The following is an 18,997-nucleotide window of genomic DNA, read 5'->3' as shown; positions in this document are numbered from 1 at the left end:
ACTGACGTGTACACTCCGCTTCCTGCGCTCCGGCGACGCGCCTGATTCATGACGACGCGTCGCCTTCGCTCGTGACGCTTTGCAATCCGCTCTCTGGCATCCGAATTTTGCATGGTTGATCTCCACCCAGGGGTCGAACACCCGCGCCGCAACGCCGCGGTGATCTTCGTCTTCGTCACCGTGGCGATAGACATGCTGAGCTTCGGCATCATCATCCCGGTGCTGCCGCACCTGGTGGAGCAGCTGATCGGCGGTGGCACCGCCAGCGCCGCCTGGTGGGTGGGCGTGTTGAGCACGGTGTTTGCGATTACCCAGTTCATCTTTTCGCCGATCCAGGGCGCACTGTCGGACCGCTACGGGCGACGGCCGGTGATCCTGATCTCCAACTTCGGGCTGGCGATCGACTTCTTTGTGCTGGCGCTGGCGCCCACCCTGTGGCTGCTGTTCGTGGGCCGCACGGTGATGGGTATGACTGCGGCCAGCTTCAGCACCGCCAACGCCTACATCGCCGACATCACGCCGAAGGAAAAGCGCGCCGGTGCGTACGGCCTGCTGGGCGCGGCGTTCGGCGTGGGCTTCGTGCTCGGGCCGGGGCTGGGCGGCTGGCTGGGCGCGATGCACCTGCGGCTGCCGTTCTACGTGGCCGGTTCGCTGGCGCTGTGCAATTTCATCTATGGCCTGTTCGTGCTGCCCGAGTCGCTGCCGCCGGAGCGGCGCAGCGCCCGCTTCGAGCTGCACAGCGCGCATCCGATCGGCGCGCTCAAGCTGCTGCGCCGCACGCCGCAGTTGCTGGGCATGGGCGTGGCGAGCTTCCTGGTGTTCCTGGCGCACTACGCGCTGCAGATCACCTTCGTGCTGTATGCGGATTATCGCTACCACTGGGGCCCGCAGGCGGTGGGCCTGGTGCTGATGCTGGTGGGTGCCTGCGACGGACTGGTGCAGGCGCTGCTGACGCGGCGACTCACCCCGCGCTTCGGCGAGCGGCCGGTGCTGCTGTTCGGCATGCTCTGCGGCATCGCCTCGTTCGCGCTGATGGGCTTGGCGACCGAAGGCTGGATGTTCCTGCTCGGCATTCCGCTGATGGCGCTGTGGGGCCTGTCCAACCCGCCGATCCAGTCAATCATGACGCGCCAGGTGGAGCCGTCCGAGCAGGGCCGCCTGCAGGGCGCCAACACCTCGCTGGGCAGCTTCGCCGGCATCTTCGGGCCGTACCTGTTCGCCCAGGTATTCGCCTGGTCGATTGCGCCGGCCAGCCGCGTGCACGTGCCGGGCGCGGCGTTCCTGCTGGCGGCCGGACTGCTGGCCGGCGCTCTGCTGGTGGCGGTGCGCGCCACGGGTGGCGGCCAGCTCGTGCCATCCAGCGCGGCGCCGGCCGACCCCGCCCACGCCGCCCATGCCGCCGCACTGCACATCGCGGCGAACGACACTTCCTCCCCCGTAACCACGGAGCAACACCCATGACGCTGTCGATGTACCAGGCTTCCGTTCCCGTCGCCGTGCGCGCCCTGACCAATCTCTCGGCCGTACTGAAGAAGGGCCATGCACACGCCCAGACCAAGCAGGTGGAAGACGCCACGCTGCTGCAGACACGACTGGTGCCGGACATGCTGCCGCTGGTGCGGCAGGTGCAGATCGCCTGCGACATGGCGACCCGCGGCGTGGCCCGCCTGGCCGGTGTGGAACCGGCCGCGTTCGAGGACAACGAGACCACCTTCGCCCAGGTCTACGACCGCATCGAGCGCGCGATCGCCTACGTGCAGGGCTTCACCGCCGAGCAGATCGACGGCAGCGAGACCCGCGCCATCCACCTGAAGATGCGCAGCGGCGAGATGCACTTCGAAGGCCAGTCCTACCTGCTGGACTTCGTGCTGCCCAACGTATTCTTCCACTGCACCACCGCCTACAACATCCTGCGCGAAGCCGGCACCGACATCGGCAAGCAGGATTTCATCGGCCGTAACTGATCCGGACGCCCTGCCGGCCACGCCGCCGGGGATTGGAGCAACTATCGAACGCGGTGACCGAGTCGGGCTCGCCGCCTTGGTCACCGCGTTCGCGTCACTTCCTCGACCGAAGGTGACGCGACGCGTCAGATCGGGTCACCGCACCGGCCGCGTCCCACCCTTTCGGCGCAGAATCGGCGTTTCTTGCCTGAACGAACGGCCACCGCGCCCCTTTTCCGGCGCACTACCGGCTCGCTGTCATCGCGGCGCCACGGTCCGTACATGAGGCCGCTCAAGCGCACCGCGAGCGACCACCCGGCCGACGCAAAGGCCGCGCGAAACCCGCGTCAGACAAGTGTTTCGCGTCCTCGATGGGGCGCCCGGCCCAATGGTGTGCGGGCAAGGAAAGCGCCGATGCGTTTCCGTGGCGACTGCATGCGTCGATGACGTCGGTGCACGGCCATCGCCGTGCGACTGGGTGCACCAGTTGCGCGAACTGTGATCGACATCGCACTTACCCCTGGCGAGCTGGCCTGCGCCCTGCATCTTCTCCAGCGAAGAGAAAGGCGGCTCCCCTCCCCCAAATCGACTCCGCTTCTCGCTTCGCATTCCTTCACTATTTGTGCGTTTACCCAGCGAGCACACGACCATGAACGAGATCATTGAATACGTCATCGTCGGCGGCCCCCAGCACGGCATGGTGTGCCGCCACCCGGTGCCCTCGGTGCCGGCCGACACCATCGCCATCTCCAGCAACGATGGCCAGCTGTGCCGTGTAGCGGCGCGCCGCCGTGCGCGGCACGCCGGTACCCGCCTGCTGTTGCTGCATCCGCAGGCCACCGGCGAACAGTTCCGCACCTTGCTCGCGGCGTAATCGCCCGCTGAGCCACGTTTTTCAGCGCCCGGCGGGCGAAGGCTTCCCCCGACCCCCCGCCCACCCCGCCGGGCGCTGACCTTTTGATCGACTGATCGACCCGCGAAGCGACGCACCGCCACGCGCGGCGCCTTGTTCCCATGCACCGCGGCCCGGACAATGACGCGCTGGCGACCACCCTGCGGTCGCCCTCCGATCGATTGCCCGGGCACCCCCAAGCATGTTGCGACTGACCGACCTCAAGCTGCCGCTGGATCACACCGGCGCCGACCTGGAGCGGGCGATCCGCACGCGGCTCAAGCTCGGCCAGGGCGAATTGCGCCGCTTCACCGTGGCCAAGCGCAGCCACGACGCGCGCAAGCGCGGCGCGATCGCGCTGATCTACGCGCTGGATATCGAAGTCACTGACGAAGCCGCGGTGCTGGCGCGCTTCGCCGACGATGCGCACGTTCACCCCGCGCCGGATACGCGCTACCGCTTCGTCGCCCAGGCGCCGGCCACGCTGGCGCACCGACCGATCGTGATCGGGCTGGGGCCGTGCGGCCTGTTCGCCGGATTGTTGCTGGCGCAGATGGGTTTCCGCCCGATCATCCTCGACCGTGGCAAGGCGGTGCGCGAGCGCACCAAGGACACCTGGGACCTGTGGCGCAAGCGCAACCTGCATCCGGAGTCGAACGTGCAGTTCGGCGAAGGCGGCGCGGGCACCTTCTCCGACGGCAAGCTGTACAGCCAGATCCGCGATCCGCAGCACCACGGCCGCAAGGTGTTGGAGGAGTTCGTGAAAGCCGGTGCGCCGGAAGAGATCCTGTGGATCAACAAACCGCACATCGGCACGTTCCGGCTGGTGACGATGGTCGAGCACATGCGCGGCACGATCGAATCGCTGGGCGGCGAGATCCGCTTCCAGCAGAAGGTGGACGACCTGATCCTGGAGGCCGAAGGCAGCGATCGCCAACGCATTCGCGGCGTGGTGCTGGCCAGCGGCGAGGAGATCCGCAGCGATCATGTGGTGCTGGCCGTGGGCCACAGCGCGCGCGACACCTTCGCCATGCTGCACGCGCGCGGCGTGTACGTGGAGGCCAAGCCGTTCTCGATCGGCTTTCGCGTAGAGCACCCGCAGACAATCATCGACCGCGCCCGCTTCGGCCCGCAGGCCGGCCATCCGCTGCTGGGCGCGGCGGATTACAAACTGGTGCACCACGCGAAGAACGGCCGCGCCGTGTACAGCTTCTGCATGTGCCCGGGCGGCACCGTGGTGGCAGCGACCAGTGAGCCCGGCCGCGTGGTCACCAACGGCATGAGCCAGTACTCGCGCAACGAGCGCAATGCGAACGCGGCGATCGTGGTGGGTATCGATCCGAGCGACTTCATACCGTTCGACGACAGCGGCTCGCCGCTGGCCGGCATCGCCCTGCAGCGCGCGCTGGAAGGTCGCGCCTACGTGCTGGGCGGCGAAAACTACAACGCGCCGGGCCAGCTGGTCGGCGATTTCCTGGCCGGCCGCGACTCGCGCGAATTCGGCGAGGTGCTGCCCTCGTTCAAGCCCGGCGTCACGTTGGGCAGCCTGGACAGCGCGCTGCCGGACTACGCGATCGCCGCGATCCGCGAGGCGATGCCCGCGTTCGATCGCCAGATCAAGGGCTTCGCCATGCACGACGCGGTGTTCACCGGCGTGGAGACACGCACCTCCTCACCGATCCGCATCAAGCGCGATGAGACCCTGCAAAGTCTCAACACCACCGGCCTGTACCCGGCCGGTGAAGGCGCCGGCTACGCCGGCGGCATCCTCTCGGCCGGCGTAGACGGCATCAAGATCGCCGAAGCGGTGGCGCGGAGCATGGTGGGCGGCTGATCGTTAGCAACTCCAACCCTCAGGTTGAAATGGTCGGATTCAACCTGTAGATTGATATCTGAGTAATCAACTCAGGAGTTGAGCCATGCTCGCCACCCCGATCCGCCTGCCCGCCCAACTCGGCGTGCTGCTGCGCAACGCGCGGTTGAACCGCGGCCTCACGCAGGCCGACGTGGCCAAGGAACTAGGGATCACCGCGCAGGCCCTGTCGAAACTGGAAAGCAACGCCGCCAAGGCGTCTTTCGACCGCGTTCATCGGCTGTGCCAGGTGCTGGGACTCGAACTGCTGCTGCAGGACAAGCCCGTCATGAACCTGCGCGACAGCGCCACGCCGCAGTGGTAGCCATGACGCGGACCCTCGCTCTCGACATCTGGATGAACGGTGCCTTCGTCGGCACCTGGGAGCGTCCGCGCAGCGGCGCCGATCGCCTGACCTACGACGCCGGCTGGATCGCCTCGTCGCTAGGGCGTCCGCTGTCGCTCTCGCTGCCGTTCGGTCTGGCCACCGGGCGCAGCAGCGACAGCCACCGCGTGCTTCGCGGCGAGAAGGTGGCCTGGTATTTCGAAAACCTGGTGCCGGACAACGACCGCATCCTGCAGCGGTTGCGCGAGCGCTATGGCGCACACTCCACCGCGCCGTTCGATCTGCTGGCCGCCATCGGGCGCGACTGCGTGGGCGCCATCCAGTTGGCTCCCGCTGGATCGGAGCCGGGGGATATTCGACGCATCGACGCCGAGCCACTGGACGAGGCCGGAGTCGCGCAGGTGCTGCGTCACACCACCGTGGCCCGGCTTCCCGGCGAGCATCCAGACGACGATGCGTTTCGCCTCTCCATCGCCGGCGCGCAGGAGAAAACCGCGCTGCTGCACCACCGCGGCCAGTGGTGCATCCCGCACGGCGCTACGCCATCGACCCACATCTTCAAGCTGCCGCTGGGCCTGGTGGGCAACGTGCAGGCCGATATGCGCCAGTCGGTGGAACTGGAGTGGCTGTGCATGGAACTGGTGCGAGCGTTTGGCCTGCCGGTGGCGAACGTCGACATCGGACACTTCGAAGACCAGAAGGCCCTGATCGTGGAGCGCTTCGACCGCACCAAGGCCGCCAACGGCAATTACTGGCTGCGTATTCCGCAGGAGGATTTCTGCCAGGCCAACGGCCTGCCGCCCGACCGAAAGTACGAGAGCGACGGCGGCCCTGGCATCGCCGCCATCATGGACATCCTGCGCGGTTCGGAAGACGCCGCGTTCGATCGTGCGCGCTTCTTCACCACCCAGGTGCTGTTCTGGATGCTCGCGGCCACCGACGGCCACGCCAAGAACTTCAGCCTCACCCTGCTGCCCGGCGGTCGATACCGGCAGACGCCGCTGTACGACATTCTCTCGACCTATCCCGTACAGGGACGCGGCGCCAAACGGATGGATCCGCGCAAGGCACGGCTGGCGATGGCCGTGACGGGAGAGAACCGCCACTACCTGCTGCACGACATCCACCGCTGGCACTGGGTGGGCATGGCCGAGCGCCTGGGTCTTTCCGATGGCGCCGAACCGATCATCAACGGACTTGTCGAGCGCGCTCCCGAAGCGCTACATGCCGTCGCCTCGCGCCTGCCTCAGGGCTTTCCAAGTGAGCTGTTCGACAGCGTCAGCGCTGGCGTGATGGCCGCCGCAAAGCGCCTGGGCGCAGAGCCGGACCGCCGCTCGACCGGCGGGCGTGGCGCCGGATCGACCCACACACATTGAGTCCACTCCGCGCAGCGCCATATCAGGGAGCTTCCCCCACTTTGCGGACGACCCCATGACCGAGCCCCAGGCCCTGCGCATCGATTTCGTTTCCGACGTCTCCTGCCCCTGGTGTGCGGTGGGACTGGCCTCGCTGGAGCGCGCGCTCGATGCGCTGAAGGACGAGGTGCGCGCCGAGATCCATTTCCAGCCGTTCGAGTTGAACCCGCAGATGGCGCGCGAAGGCGAGGACGTGGGCGAGCACATCGCCAAGAAGTACGGCATGAGCGGCGCGCAGCTGGCGCAGAACCAGGAGAACATCCGCCAGCGCGGCGCAGCGGTGGGCTTCACCTTCGCCAACCAGGACACCCGGCGCATCTACAACACCTTCGACGCTCATCGCCTGCTGCACTGGGCCGAGGACAGCGGCCAGCAGCATGCGCTCAAGCGCGCGCTGCTCACGGCGTATTTCACTGACGGCGAAGACGTGAGCGATCACGCCGTGCTGGCCCGCGTGGCCGAAGCGGTGGGGCTGGACGGCGCCGAGGCGAAATCGATACTTGCCAGCGACCGCTACGCGGCCGAGGTGCGCGCGCAGGAGCAGTTCTTCCAGCGCGCCGGCATCCACTCGGTGCCGGCGATCATCATCAACCGCCAGCACCTCATCTCCGGCGGCCAGCCGCCGGAAGTGTTCGAGCAGGCGCTGCGGCAGATCGCTGCTGCCGGTTGAGGTCGCTCAGGTCGGCTCGCCGAGCCAGTGCTCCAGCGGGTGCGGCCGGCCGAGCAGGAAGCCCTGGCCCAGCTCGCAAGCCATGTTGCGCAGCAGCGCGCGCTGGCGCGGCGTCTCGATGCCCTCGGCGATGACGTGGATCTCCAGCGCGTGCGCCAGCGCGAGGATCGCCTCCACCACGGTAGAGCTGTTGGTGCTGCCGACATCCAGTGCCTGCACGAAGGTCTGGTCGATCTTGAGCATGCGCAGCGGTAGCGAGTGCAGGTAATTGAGCGAGGAATAGCCGGTGCCGAAATCGTCCAGCGCCGCGCCCACGCCAGCCTGGCGCAAGCGTTCGAGCGTGCCGCGCACGCGCTCGGGATCGTCCAGCAGCGAGCCCTCGGTGACCTCCACGATCACCCGTGATGGCGCCAGCCCGGTGCGGGCGATCATCGCCAGCAGGCGCTGGTCGAAATCGCGGTGGCGCAGGTGCAGCGCCGACACGTTGAAGGTGAGGAAGCTGGCATGCTCCGGCAGCCGCGTCACGGCCGCACAGGCGCGTTCGAACAGCTGCCAGTCGATCAGCTCGATCTGCCCGCAGTCCTCGGCCACCTTGAGGAATGCGCCTGGGAGCAGCACACCGCGTTCGGGATGGTGCCAGCGCAGCAGCGCTTCGTAGCCCACCAGTTCGCCCGTTTCCAGCCGACAGATCGGCTGCAGGTAGGGCTGGAACTCGTCGCGTTGCAGCGCCAGGCGCAGCTCGCCCTCCATGCCGAGCTCGTCGACCAGGTTCTTCGCCAGCGTGTCGTCGAACAGCGCATAGCGCTTGCGGCCCAGCTCCTTGGCCCGGTACAGCGCGATGTCCGCATCACGCAGCAAGTCGTCGGCCTGCCCATAGCGCCGGTCGCCCAGCGCGATGCCCAGGCTGGCGCTGGGCTGCAGTTCGCGCCCGGCCACCGGCAGCGGCTGGCCGAGCGCCTGCAGCACGCGGTTGGCCACCGTGGTGGCGCTGTCGGGCCCCTCGACCCGGTCGAGCAGGATCGCAAACTCGTCGCCGGACAAGCGCGCCACCACGTCCGGTTCGCGCACGCAGCCCTGCAGGCGATGCGCCACCTCCTTCAGCACGGCGTCGCCGGCGAGGTGACCGAGGCTGTCGTTGATCACCTTGAAGCGATCCACGTCGATGTAAAGCAGCGCACAGCACGCGCCATGGGCGTCACGTACCAGCGCCAGGCTGCGCTCGATGCGTTCGCGCAAGTGGTCGCGGTTGGGCAGCCCGGTGAGCGGATCGTGCATCACCTGATGCCGCAACTGCTGCTGGATGCGCTCGCGCTCGCTGATCTCCTTGCGTAGCGCGCGGGTGCGCTCATGCACGCGCAGTTCCAGCTGCGCGTAGGCGTGCTGCAAGGCATCGGACACGCGACGGCGCTGCAGGCTGGTGGCGATCTGCGAGGCGACGAAGCCGAGCAGCTCCTGCTCGGCCACGCCGTAGGTGATCTGCTCGGTGTAGCTCTGCACCGCGACCAGGCCGATGGCGCGATCGCCGTCCCACAGCGGCACGCCGAGCCAGCAGATCGACGGCGTGCCGGTGGAGTACGCGTCGATTTCGCCGCGGGCGATCATCTCGGCCATGCCTTCGCGGTCGACCACGAACGCGCCGTGCTCGAGCACGTACTCGCTCAGGCCGCGACTGAGCGGGCGGTCTTCATAGGTTTCCCCGGTGACGTCCACCGCATAGGGGAAGGTCAGCGTCTCGCCGCGCTCATCGACCAGCGCGATGAAGAAGTTCTTCGCGTTGATCAGGCTGCCCACGATGGTGTGCACCTGCTGGTAGAAGGTCTGCTGATCGATGTCGGCAGTGGCCAGCTGGGCGATCTGGAACAGCGCCGCCTGCAGCCGCTCGGCACGCTGGCGCTCGGCCACCTCCTGTTGCAGGCCGCGATTGAGCTCGGCCAGTTCCAGCGTGCGTTCGCGCACGTGGCGTTCGAGGTCGTCCTTGCCCTGCTTGCGCTCCAGCGCGGTGAGGATATGGCTGCCGACGAACTGCAGCAGCGCGCGATCCTCGGCGGTGTAGCGGATGCCGTGCTCGTAGGTCTGCACCACCAGCGCACCGCAGGCCACGCCGTCGCGCAGCATCGGCACGCCGAGCCAGTCCAGGCTCTCGGGCCCCACCAGGCGGTAGGCATCGCCCAGCAGGGCGTGGATTTCTTCGGCCGTACCCATTAACGGACGCCCGCCGGTGAGCAGGTGCCAGGTGAGCGTGCCGTGCCAGCGCGCCGCGGGCATCTCCTCCTGCCCCGGCCCGGCGTCGTCCTGGGTGTCGGCGTAGTAGAGAAAACGCAGGCTGGCGCGCGCCGCGTCATAGCGCACGATGAAGAAGTTTTCCGCGTACATCAGCGTGCTGACGATGCCGTGGATGCCCAGCAGCATGTCGGGCATCTCCAGGTCCGAGCCGGACAGATCGGAAATGCTCAGCAGCGCGCGCTGCAGCGTTTCGGAGCGCTCAAGCTGATCGTGCGAGTGCTGCAGGTCGGTCAGCTCCAGCGTGCGCTGCAACTGGCGCCCGGCCAGTTGCAGCAGGGGCATCGGCAGTTGCCGGTCGGGCGGCGCGCCGACGGCGCCCCCGTCCAGCTGCACCAGCAGCACCGCCGCGCCGGGCCGGCACAGTCGGCACGCCAGCAGCGACAGCGCCGGGTCGAGCTGCGGCAGTTCGCTGTCCAGCGCGCGCTGCACCAGCGCCATCTCCGCCTCGTCCAGGCGCGCGGCGGGGCGACATTCCGGTTGCGCCTGGCCCGGCAGCCACCACAGCACCACCGCGGCCCGGCATAGCGGTGCCACGCGCACCATGTCGACCACCACGGCCGCGACTGCGGCCGGGCTCGACGCTTCCAGCAACCGCTCCAGCCAGGCCACGGGGCTGGCGGGCAGGTGACGAGGCAGCGGCTCGCGCGGCATGGGCTTCATGGGGTCCTCATGATCCGTTGTCACGACTGGCGGGAGGGGCGGCGTGGTCCGATCCGATAAACTGGACCCCTGCCGCGAGCATCGCTTCCCCCGCGGATCGCGCTCCATCGCTGCTTATCGACCGTTTCCGCCCGGGCTTTACCTCGCTTGCTCACCGACGCCATCAAAGACGCCATCCGCGCTGCCTACACCCGCCTCAAGGACGGGCTGCCGGGCTTTCGCGCGCGCGCCTCGCAGGGCCGCATGATCGCCGAGGTGGCCAAGGCGCTGGCCGAGGCCGGCGGCGCGGCGGTGATCGAGGCGCCCACCGGCACCGGCAAATCGATGGCCTACCTGATCGCCGGGCACGCGGTGGCCCGGGCGCAGAAGAAGAAGCTGCTGATCGCCACCGCCACCGTCGCGCTGCAGGAGCAGCTGGTGCAGCGGGACATCCCGTTGTACCTGTCGCTCAACGGTATCGAGGCGAAGGTGGCGCTGGCCAAGGGCCGTGGCCGCTACGTGTGCCCACGCAACCTGCTGATGGCCGGCAACAGCCTGGCCGCCGACGCGCAGATGGGATTGGGTTTCGACACCGATCTGGCGCTGTGGACACGCCCACCGGATGCGCGCGACAAGGCCGCGCTGGGCAAGCTGCTCACCGCGCTGGACACCGGCAGCTGGGACGGCGACATGGACGCCGCGCCCGAGCCGGTCGGCGACATGTTGCGCGGCATGATCACCACCAGCGCCGGCGGCTGCACCGGGCGCCGCTGCGCGCAGTTCATGGGCTGCCCGTTCTTCGCCGCGCGCCGCGCGGTGGCCGAAGCCGAAATCATCGTGGCCAACCAGGATCTGGTGCTGGCCGACCTCACCATGCCCGGCAGTGAGGAAGACAGCTGGGGCGGCGTGATCCTGCCCAAGCCGGACGAGACGCTGTACATCTTCGACGAGGGCCACCACGTCGCCGCCAAGGCGATCGACCGCGGCACCGCGGAAGTCTTCATGGGCGCCGCGGTGCGCCAGTTGAGCCGGCTCGGACGACAGGTGCACGCGGCCTACTCGCTCACCGACAAGGAATCGCTGGGCAAGCTCAGCCTCGACCAGGCCGACGAGAAGCTGCAGGAACTGAGCAACGCGCTGGAGGAACTGGAGCGCGAGATCCGCCTCGGCTGGGTGCCCGATCCCGGCGAGAGCGAACCGATGTACCGCGGCTCGATGGGCCAGCTGCCGGAAAGCTGGGTGGAGCACGCGCGCGTTTTGGCCGTCTATACGGCCGAGGTGCAGCGCTGGCTCAACGCGGTGCGCCGCGCGGTGCTGGAGATGAGCGAGGGCGGCCCCACGCAGGAGGCGCTGTCGCGCGAGCTGGGCATGGCGCTGGAGCGCCTGGAACGGCAGTCGCGCTGCTGGCGCGCCTGGTCCACCAGCGACCACGAACACGCGCCGCCGCTGGCGCGCTGGGTCACGCTGGCCAACGATCAGCAGCTGGTCTGTCACGCCTCGGCGGTGTCCGCCGCGGGCATGCTGCGCAGCGTGCTGTGGGGCAACGCCAGCGGCGTGGTGATGACCTCGGCCACGCTCAGCGCCGGCGGCAACTTCCGCCACTTCGCCGACGCGGTGGGCCTGCCCGACGAGGCGGTGACGCTGAGCCTGCCCTCGCCGTTCGATCTCGCCAGCCAGGCCCGGCTCGAGGTACCGGCCATGCGCACCCTGCCCGACGCCCGCGACGCGCACGCCGAGGAAGTGGGCGAATGGCTGGCGGAGAACCTCGACTGGGACGCCGGCAACCTGGTGCTGTTCACCTCGCGCATCAAGCTCGACCGCGTGCTGCAGAAGCTGCCGATCGCGATGGTGCGCAAGGTGCGCGCGCAGGGCTCGCTGGGCAAGTCGCAGCTGGTCGCCGAGCACTGTGCCGACATCGAAGCTGGCAAGGGCAGCACGCTGTTCGGGCTGGCCTCGTTCGGCGAAGGCTTGGACCTGCCGGGCAAGTTCTGCGAGACGGTGGTGATCACCCAGCTGCCGTTCGCGGTGCCGACCGACCCGGTGGGCGCCACCTACGCCGAATGGCTGGAGTCGCGCGGGCGCAATCCGTTCATCGAAGTGACCATTCCCGAGGCCACGCGACTGCTGATCCAGTACTGCGGCCGCCTGATCCGCAACGAGACCGACCGCGGCCGCATCGTGCTGCTGGATCGCCGCGTGGTGGTCAAGCGCTACGGCGAACGCATGCTGCACGCGCTGCCGCCGTTCGAGCGCGCGATCGAGCGCGCCGCATGAATACCGGCCGCATCCTGCGCAGCGACGAGCTGGTGCCGGTGCCCTGGCGCAACGGTCAGGGCGTGACGCGCGAACTGGCGATCGCCCCGCCCGGCGCCGACACCGACGATTTCCTGTGGCGGGTGAGCCTGGCCGACGTGGTGGGGCCTGCCCCGTTCTCGCTGTTTCCCGGCGTGGATCGCAGCATCGTGCTGATCGACGGCGCCGGCTTTCGCATGACCCTCGATGGCACGCAGGAACACGACCTCACCACGCCCTGCGTACCGTTCGCCTTTCCCGGCGAAGCGGCGGTGGCGGTTGCGCTCGCGGGCGGACCTACGCGCGATTTCAACCTGATGCTGCGGCGCGGCCGCGTCGTTGGCGGAATCGACGTCTGGCGGGGTCCCAGCGTCCATGACTGCCCCGCCGACCTGGTGCTGCTTCATGCCGTGCAGGGATCGATCGTGACGCCGGCCGGCATCCTGGGGCGCGGCGACAGCTGGCTCGCCGCCCACGCCCCGGCGGCGCAGGTGGCCTTGGCCGCCGGAGCGGTTGCCCTGGTCGTGCAGGTGCACGACGCGCTCTGAGTCGGCAATCCGGCGGCAGCGGGAGCCGCCCGCGTTACGTGGCGCGCGGCACTCGCGAGCCACGCGCTGGCCGGGCGAAGTACCGCACGCGATGGCCGCCTATACTCGCCCCACCTTTCGCGGAGCGATGCGCCATGGCGATGCTGATCCTCGGTCTGCTGCTGTTCCTGGGCGTGCATTCGACCCGCGTGTTCGCCGACAGCTGGCGTACGCGGCAGATCCAGCGCCTCGGCCCGATGGGTTGGAAGGCGCTGTACTCGGTGCTGTCGCTGGCCGGCTTTGCGTTGCTGGTGTGGGGGTTTGGCCTGGCGCGCCAGCATCCGGTGGTGGTTTGGGTGCCGCCGATGGCCCTGCGCCACCTCAATGCTCTGTTCACCCTCATCGCCTTCGTGCTGCTGGCCGCCGCCTACGTGCCGGGCAATGCGATCAAGGCGCGGCTCGGCCATCCCATGCTCGCGGCGGTGAAGCTGTGGGCGTTCGGCCACCTGCTCGCTGCCGGCATGCTGCATGACGTGCTGCTGTTCGGCGCGTTCCTGGCGTGGGCGGTGGTGGATTTCACGGTGTCGCGGCGCCGCGACCGCGCGGCCGGCACCACGTACCCCAACGGCCCGGCCTGGCGCACCGTGCTCACCGTGGTGCTTGGCGTGGCCGCCTGGACGGCATTCGCCCTCTGGCTGCATAGGCCGCTCGTTGGGGTGAGTCCGTTCGGCTGAGGGCGTATCCTGCCGCCTTCTTACCGCTGCCTCGCGAGGTGCGCCATGGTCGGCTTTCTGCTCTGGTTGTTGCTGCTGGTGTTCTGCTGGCCGATCGCCCTGCTGGCGCTGGTGCTGTACCCGATCGTGTGGCTGATCGCACTGCCGTTCCGGCTGATCGGGATCACCGTGGGCGCCGTGTTCGCCTTCCTTGGCGCCCTGCTGATGCTGCCGGCGCGTGTGCTGCGGGGACGTCCGGCGATCTGACGGAACGAGCCCGGCGGCGGGGTTGCGCCGCCGCCGTGGGTCATCTTCACATGGCTGAACGAACGGCCCAATGCGCCACCTGAGTGACGCCGGGCGTCACTGATGCCCGGCGCGCGGAGCAGTTCGACACGACGTCCGTCATCACACGCGGCATACCCTGAACCAATCCGCCGCGCAGCGACCGTTTGTCGCACTACCGGCGGGCGCCGAGGCACCCGAAGCGCTCTTCTCGCAGGGGCGGGCCAACCGCCAGCGCCGCCATCGTGCCGCGAGCACGCGCCTCATGCTTCCCCCAACCCCAACGGTCACTCCAGAGGCCGCGGCTTCAAGTTGCGGCGCTCCGTGCCGATGTCTTGTAACAAGCTGCGCATGCCGTCCAGCGGACGGTCAAACCCGACCGGCGTTGGCACGGCTTTCGCAGGAAGAACCGGACCCACCGGTTGTCCGCCTGTTGCGAGGAAACGCGCCATGACCTGGTCTCTTCCACTGCCCGCCACGCTCAGTGCCAGTGTCGCCCTGTCCGTAACCACGCCCACGGTGATGAAGGCGGTTCCCCAGCTCGATATCGCGCGCTTCGCCGGCCGCTGGCACGAGATCGCGCGCCTGCCCTCGCCCTTGCAGCGGCTCACCGACCGCGACATCCGGCTGGACATCGAGTCGCTGGAGGCCGATCACTACCGCCTGCGCCGCACCTGCGTCGGCACCGATGGCAACGAACGAGTGCAGGACATCCAGGCCCGGCGGCGCTATCCGGTGGAGGAACCGGGGCAGTTCCAGCGCTGCGCTGCGCCAGCCTGGGCGCAGTGGCTGCCGTCGACGTGGAAAGACCTGTGGGTAGTGACCACCGACCGCCACTATCAGTGGCTGATGCTGGGCGAGCCGCGCCTGCGTGAGCTGTGGCTGCTGGCCCGCGAACCACAGATGGAACGCCAGGTGCTGGAAGCGCTGAAGTCGACCGCGCGCGGGCTGGGCTACGACCTCGCTCCGCTGATCGTCAGCGGCCAGCTGCGCAGCTTCCAGATGGTGTGACGCACGGGCGGACTTGGCAGCGCGCCGCCGCCCGTTCACCATCGCCGGCTCGATCCTGCACCGGCCCGCCCATGGCTTCCACCCACTCCATCCCGTGCCCCTGTGGCCTGTCCGCCGACTACGCCCGCTGCTGCGGGCCGCTGCACGCCGGCACGGCATTCGCCACCACCGCCGAACAGCTGATGCGCTCGCGCTACAGCGCCTACGTGCGCTGCGATGAGCCCTACCTGCTCGCCACCTGGCACGCCAGCACGCGGCCGGCCACGCTCGACCTGGCCGCGCAACAACCCGCACCCACCTGGCTGGGCCTGGACGTGAAACGACACGAAGCCGCCGCTGACCATGCGGTGGTCGAGTTCGTCGCGCGCCTGCGCTACGGCGACGGCAAGGCGCAGCGGATGCACGAGGTGAGCCGCTTCGTGCGCGAGGACGGACGCTGGTACTACGTGGACGGCGACATCGGCGACCGCTGAGCCCAGCTCAGAACCCGGCGATACCTGCCTCACGTAGACGCGCGGCCAGCGCCTGCACCTCAGGATTAGCGAAGAACGCGCGCAGCCGTTTCGCCCGCGTGGCGCCGATGCCATCGATGCGCTGCCAATCGGCCCTGCTGCGGGCGGCCAGGGTGGCCCAGTCCGGCGCCGTGGCCTGGCCCATCGGCGGCGGCGCCAGCGCCGCCAGCCAGCGATCGAAGGGCTGCCGGCGCGCCGCCGCGAAGGCGCGGTCCAGCGCCGCGGCACGCTGTGCACCGATGCCGTCGATCGAGGCCAGCTGGGTTGGCGTCAGCCGCATCCAGTCCAGCAATCCAGGCAACAGCCCCGCATCGATCAGCTGCTGCCATACCCCCGCGCCGACGCCATCGATGTCCAGCCCACGGCGGCCGCCCAGCCAGACCAGCCGCGCCCGGAACTGCTGCTGGCAACCGGGCACCGGATGCCAGCAGCTCAGCGCGTCGTGATCGGGGGTGGGCGCATCCACCACCGCCCGTTCGCTGCTGCGCCACACCACGTCATCCAGGCGCGGGATGGTGAGCCCGGCCAGCGATACGCTGATCCGGTCTCCCGGCCGCACGTCGAGTTCGCGCCAGCGCGTCAGCGAACCCACGCTCACCCGCTGCACGCGATGGTCGTCCAGTTGCACCGGCTCGAGCTCAAGCACCACGCTCACCCGACCGCTGCGGCCGGTACGGAAGTCCACACCGCGCACGGTGGCCAGCGCACGGGCGGCCGGGTATTTCCACGCCACCGCCCAGTCCGGCGGCGCCGCCTGCCAGCGGCTGGCCGGCGGTCGATGGCCCTGGCGCAGCACCACGCCGTCGGCGGCGAACGGCATCGCCTGGCGATACCAGCGCTCGCGCCAGCGCGTTACGTCAGCCAGCGTCGCCACCGGTTGCACCAGCGCCGCGCTGTCGGCCAGGCCCATCACGCGCAGGCCGGCCAGGCGCGCATCCATGTCCTCGGGCCCGGTGGGCCAGTCCCACACGAACAGGCCGATCTGCGCGGCGGTGACGTCGTCCAGTTCGCCTCGCGCCAGCGCACCGGCGACCTTCGAGCGCGCATTCGCACCGCCATCGCGGGCCTGTACATGACCGAGCAAGCTCCACACCAGCTCGCCCTGCAGCACCACGCGCGCGGGGGCGTGGGCCAGCGTCTTCGGCACCGCAGCGATGCGACGCGCGGCCGCGGTCCAGTTCGAGCCGCGCGTGCCGTCGCCGCGGCTCACCGCCTCGCGCAGTGCGCCGTGTTCGTACAGCAGAGTGACCGCCACGCCGTCGGCCTTTGGCTGGATCCATAGGTCGCGGCCGTCGCGCGACTGCATCCACGCCTGCACGGCGCGGGCATCCGGCAACTTGGCCAGCCCGGTCTGCACCACCGGTGCGCGTATGCTGCCGCCGGCGTCGGCCAGGTGCGGCAGATCGGCCGGCGCCTGTGCGGGAAAGCACGCGCGCCAGTTGCGGAACTGCTCCAGCGCCTGATCGTAGATCGCATCGTCCACCGGCGAGCTGCCTTCCACCCGATAGGCGTGGTTCCACGCAGCCAGGCGATCGTGCAGGGTGGCGAGCTCGGTACGGGCACGTGCCGGCGGCCAGTCGGGACAGGCCGCCTGCAGCGGCGCGGCAACCCCCAGCAAACCCAGAACGAACACGATCCCTCGATGATGCATGGCTTGTCTCCCCAGCGCGCTCCGGCGCCGATCGGGCAAGCCTAGTCAGGGCATCGACGCGCCCGACAGCGGGTTCGTGCCAGCAGTGCTGTAGGGCCGTGCTGCGGGCCTGACGGAGCGTTCGCCGACGCGTGGGCTCAGCCAGCCGTATCGAATCGCAATTCGGTTTGGCCGTCCGGACGTCCGTTAGGCCCAAACCGCCGCTCGACGATGCGCCCGGCGCCAGCGTGATCGATCAGCACCAGCGTGCTTGCTCGCGTGCCATAGCGCTCGCCCCGAATGAACGCCGAGGACAGCCAGCGCTCGCGCTCCAGGCCGATACCGGTGTCGGGCAGGGCCTCGTCCGGCGCCTGCCGTTCGTCGGCCAGGGCGGTGAACAAGGGCTCGGGATCATCCGCATCGACCTCCAGCCAATGCTGCAAACGCTGCATCAACGCGCGCGTCTTCGGCCACGGCGTGTTGAAGTCGGCATTGGACAGCCCGTGCACACCGGGGGTGATCGCCTGCAGCCGCGGCTCGGGCCGGTTGCCGAGATAGAAGCCATCGCGCGCATCAAACGTGAGCAGGTTGAACGGTCGATAGTGCGCCGCGTCGGCGCGCAGACGCGAGGCGTGCGCGGGCGCCTGATCCGGCCCGGTGAGGTAGTCCACTGCCAGCAAGCCGCGTGACCGCCCCACTTGCGGATCGCGCGGATCGCGCACGTTGGTCACCACCGTGCAGCGTCCGTCGTCGTTGACCCCCAGCCATGTGCCGCCGGCCTCCAGGTCACGCCCCGCAGCCATGGCGGTATCGGGCCAGCGCGCCAGCGGCGCCGTAGGGCGACCGTGGAACTCGTCGCGATTACCGGCCAGCACGAGGCGCCAGCGGGGATGGGTGTTCCAGGCGAAAGCGATCAGGCACATGGGTGAGCAGTAAGGCAGGAGGAGCGAGAAGTGAGGTGCACGCAGAGATGATCGCCCTTAACAGGGGCATAGCCGACTTGCTGCAGCTCACAACAGGGCGCTTTTCTATCATCGCGCGGCGTGTCGCGATGAACAGCATACGCGGCAGAGCCTTCTCCCCGTCGCCTCTCACGTCTCGTCACTCACCCTTGTCCCTGATCGCCGCGGCCAGCGCCCAGCGCGCGGCGACGCGCGGGGTGGTCATGCACACAGCCTCGTCGGTCACCGTGGTGACGGCGCGTTCGAGCAGTTGGATGTCGGCCTCGTGCTGGCGCGGCACGTGCGGATCCTCGAAGAAGATCGCACGCTGGCATCGGCGCTCCAGCACCAGATCGGCGATCTGCGCGTCGCCGCCCATCGGGCCGCTCTGGTAGCGCTGCACCCACTCGCGCGCGGCGGGCCAGCCGCGGCTCCACGCCAGCTCGTTGAGGCGCTGCCCGGTGGTGCCGGTGGCCACGCGCGCGGCGAAGCGCGAGAGCACGTCGAATTGCTCGGCGGCGAAGGCCAGCATCTGCGGCTTCATCGCATCGTGGGCGATCAACGCTAGCGTTTGCGATTCCAGCCCATACAAGGCATCCGCATCGGGATCGGACGCCAGTCCAGCATGCACGCGCTCCATCTCGATCCAGTCGCGCGCCGAGGCGACGGTGGAGATGAACGGCTTGCCGTGGATCACGCACTGGCGTTTCAGCGCCACCGCTTCGGGGAAGATCGAGGAGGGGTCGACCGGATCGATCAGGTAGATCGCGCCGTCCAGCGTGCGCTGAGGACCCATGCCCACCACCTCGGCCACCAGCTTCATCAGGCCGCCCTCGCGGCCGTACGGATAGCGCTGCAGGCCGTGGTAACCGGCGAGCAGGCCGACGTGCACGATGCCATCGTGGGTGCGGCCTACGGCATGCAGACCAAGATCCAGCTCGCGGATGCCGCGCTCGCAGGCGCGCAGCCAGCGGAACAGGGCAGCATCGCGCTGGCTGTGGTGGAGACGGTTGGCGGCAAGGCCCAGACGCATCGAACGCGATCCT

At 69.1% G+C, this 18,997-nt stretch carries 17 protein-coding genes; 13 read left to right on the top strand and 4 right to left on the bottom strand.

Annotation, left to right across the window (positions count from 1 at the left end):
• The first annotated feature begins 111 nt into the window (after positions 1–111).
• The 7 genes from ACTHJF_RS03195 to ACTHJF_RS03165 all read left to right on the top strand — a co-directional run bounded on the left by ACTHJF_RS03195 (position 112) and on the right by ACTHJF_RS03165 (position 7,118).
• Complete coding sequence (locus ACTHJF_RS03195; RefSeq protein ID WP_440265807.1) at positions 112–1,461, top strand: TCR/Tet family MFS transporter; 1,350 nt, start codon at positions 112–114, stop codon at positions 1,459–1,461.
• Positions 1,458–1,964 carry a DUF1993 domain-containing protein gene (locus ACTHJF_RS03190; RefSeq protein ID WP_440265806.1) on the top strand — a complete coding sequence of 169 codons (507 nt, stop codon included), beginning with the start codon at positions 1,458–1,460 and terminating at the stop codon, positions 1,962–1,964. The genes ACTHJF_RS03195 and ACTHJF_RS03190 overlap by 4 nt, the downstream gene beginning before the upstream one ends.
• 628 nt (positions 1,965–2,592) lie before the next feature.
• Positions 2,593–2,817 (top strand): hypothetical protein, encoded by a 225-nt coding sequence (locus tag ACTHJF_RS03185; protein WP_440265805.1) that lies wholly within the window; start codon positions 2,593–2,595, stop codon positions 2,815–2,817.
• A gap of 220 nt (positions 2,818–3,037) precedes the next feature.
• Positions 3,038–4,669, top strand: coding sequence for an NAD(P)/FAD-dependent oxidoreductase (locus tag ACTHJF_RS03180; RefSeq protein WP_440265804.1), 1,632 nt, complete (start codon positions 3,038–3,040; stop codon positions 4,667–4,669).
• Between the two features lie 85 nt (positions 4,670–4,754).
• On the top strand, positions 4,755–5,012 hold the full coding sequence (locus tag ACTHJF_RS03175; protein ID WP_440265803.1) for a helix-turn-helix domain-containing protein: 258 nt from the start codon (positions 4,755–4,757) through the stop codon (positions 5,010–5,012).
• A gap of 2 nt (positions 5,013–5,014) precedes the next feature.
• Positions 5,015–6,409, top strand: a complete 1,395-nt coding sequence (locus tag ACTHJF_RS03170; RefSeq protein ID WP_440265802.1) for a type II toxin-antitoxin system HipA family toxin — start codon at positions 5,015–5,017, stop codon at positions 6,407–6,409.
• 55 nt (positions 6,410–6,464) lie between these two features.
• Positions 6,465–7,118 carry a DsbA family oxidoreductase gene (locus ACTHJF_RS03165; protein WP_440265801.1) on the top strand — a complete coding sequence of 218 codons (654 nt, stop codon included), beginning with the start codon at positions 6,465–6,467 and terminating at the stop codon, positions 7,116–7,118.
• A 6-nt stretch (positions 7,119–7,124) separates the two neighbouring features.
• Here the strand turns inward: ACTHJF_RS03165 and ACTHJF_RS03160 are convergent, their stop codons facing one another.
• Positions 7,125–10,061: a sensor domain-containing phosphodiesterase gene (locus ACTHJF_RS03160; protein ID WP_440265800.1), complete on the bottom strand. Its 2,937-nt coding sequence runs from the start codon at positions 10,059–10,061 to the stop codon at positions 7,125–7,127.
• A 147-nt stretch (positions 10,062–10,208) separates the two neighbouring features.
• Between ACTHJF_RS03160 and dinG the strand changes: the two genes are divergently transcribed.
• From dinG to ACTHJF_RS03130, 6 genes are all read left to right on the top strand, one after another.
• Positions 10,209–12,314: an ATP-dependent DNA helicase DinG gene (gene dinG, locus ACTHJF_RS03155; RefSeq protein WP_440265799.1), complete on the top strand. Its 2,106-nt coding sequence runs from the start codon at positions 10,209–10,211 to the stop codon at positions 12,312–12,314.
• Positions 12,311–12,880 (top strand): HutD/Ves family protein, encoded by a 570-nt coding sequence (locus ACTHJF_RS03150; protein ID WP_440265798.1) that lies wholly within the window; start codon positions 12,311–12,313, stop codon positions 12,878–12,880. Before dinG ends, ACTHJF_RS03150 begins: the two co-directional genes overlap by 4 nt.
• A gap of 134 nt (positions 12,881–13,014) precedes the next feature.
• Positions 13,015–13,593, top strand: coding sequence for an NnrU family protein (locus ACTHJF_RS03145; protein ID WP_440265797.1), 579 nt, complete (start codon positions 13,015–13,017; stop codon positions 13,591–13,593).
• Positions 13,594–13,638: 45 nt separating this feature from the next.
• The gene (locus tag ACTHJF_RS03140; RefSeq protein WP_440254230.1) at positions 13,639–13,839 is read left to right on the top strand and encodes a hypothetical protein; all 201 of its coding nucleotides are present in this window, start codon (positions 13,639–13,641) and stop codon (positions 13,837–13,839) included.
• Positions 13,840–14,307: 468 nt separating this feature from the next.
• Positions 14,308–14,868, top strand: a complete 561-nt coding sequence (locus tag ACTHJF_RS03135) for a lipocalin family protein (protein ID WP_440265796.1) — start codon at positions 14,308–14,310, stop codon at positions 14,866–14,868.
• Between the two features lie 71 nt (positions 14,869–14,939).
• On the top strand, positions 14,940–15,341 hold the full coding sequence (locus ACTHJF_RS03130; protein WP_440265795.1) for a YchJ family protein: 402 nt from the start codon (positions 14,940–14,942) through the stop codon (positions 15,339–15,341).
• Between the two features lie 7 nt (positions 15,342–15,348).
• Here the strand turns inward: ACTHJF_RS03130 and ligB are convergent, their stop codons facing one another.
• From ligB to ACTHJF_RS03115, 3 genes are all read right to left on the bottom strand, one after another.
• Positions 15,349–17,031 carry an NAD-dependent DNA ligase LigB gene (gene ligB, locus ACTHJF_RS03125; protein WP_440265794.1) on the bottom strand — a complete coding sequence of 561 codons (1,683 nt, stop codon included), beginning with the start codon at positions 17,029–17,031 and terminating at the stop codon, positions 15,349–15,351.
• Positions 17,032–17,168: 137 nt separating this feature from the next.
• Complete coding sequence (locus ACTHJF_RS03120; RefSeq protein ID WP_440265793.1) at positions 17,169–17,933, bottom strand: NRDE family protein; 765 nt, start codon at positions 17,931–17,933, stop codon at positions 17,169–17,171.
• Between the two features lie 178 nt (positions 17,934–18,111).
• On the bottom strand, positions 18,112–18,984 hold the full coding sequence (locus ACTHJF_RS03115) for a methylglyoxal synthase (RefSeq protein ID WP_440265792.1): 873 nt from the start codon (positions 18,982–18,984) through the stop codon (positions 18,112–18,114).
• Positions 18,985–18,997 lie beyond the last annotated feature (13 nt).

This window comes from Dyella sp. (genome assembly GCF_051962475.1).
Lineage (GTDB): Bacteria > Pseudomonadota > Gammaproteobacteria > Xanthomonadales > Rhodanobacteraceae > Dyella_A.
This window is presented reverse-complemented; position numbering and strand designations above follow the sequence as displayed.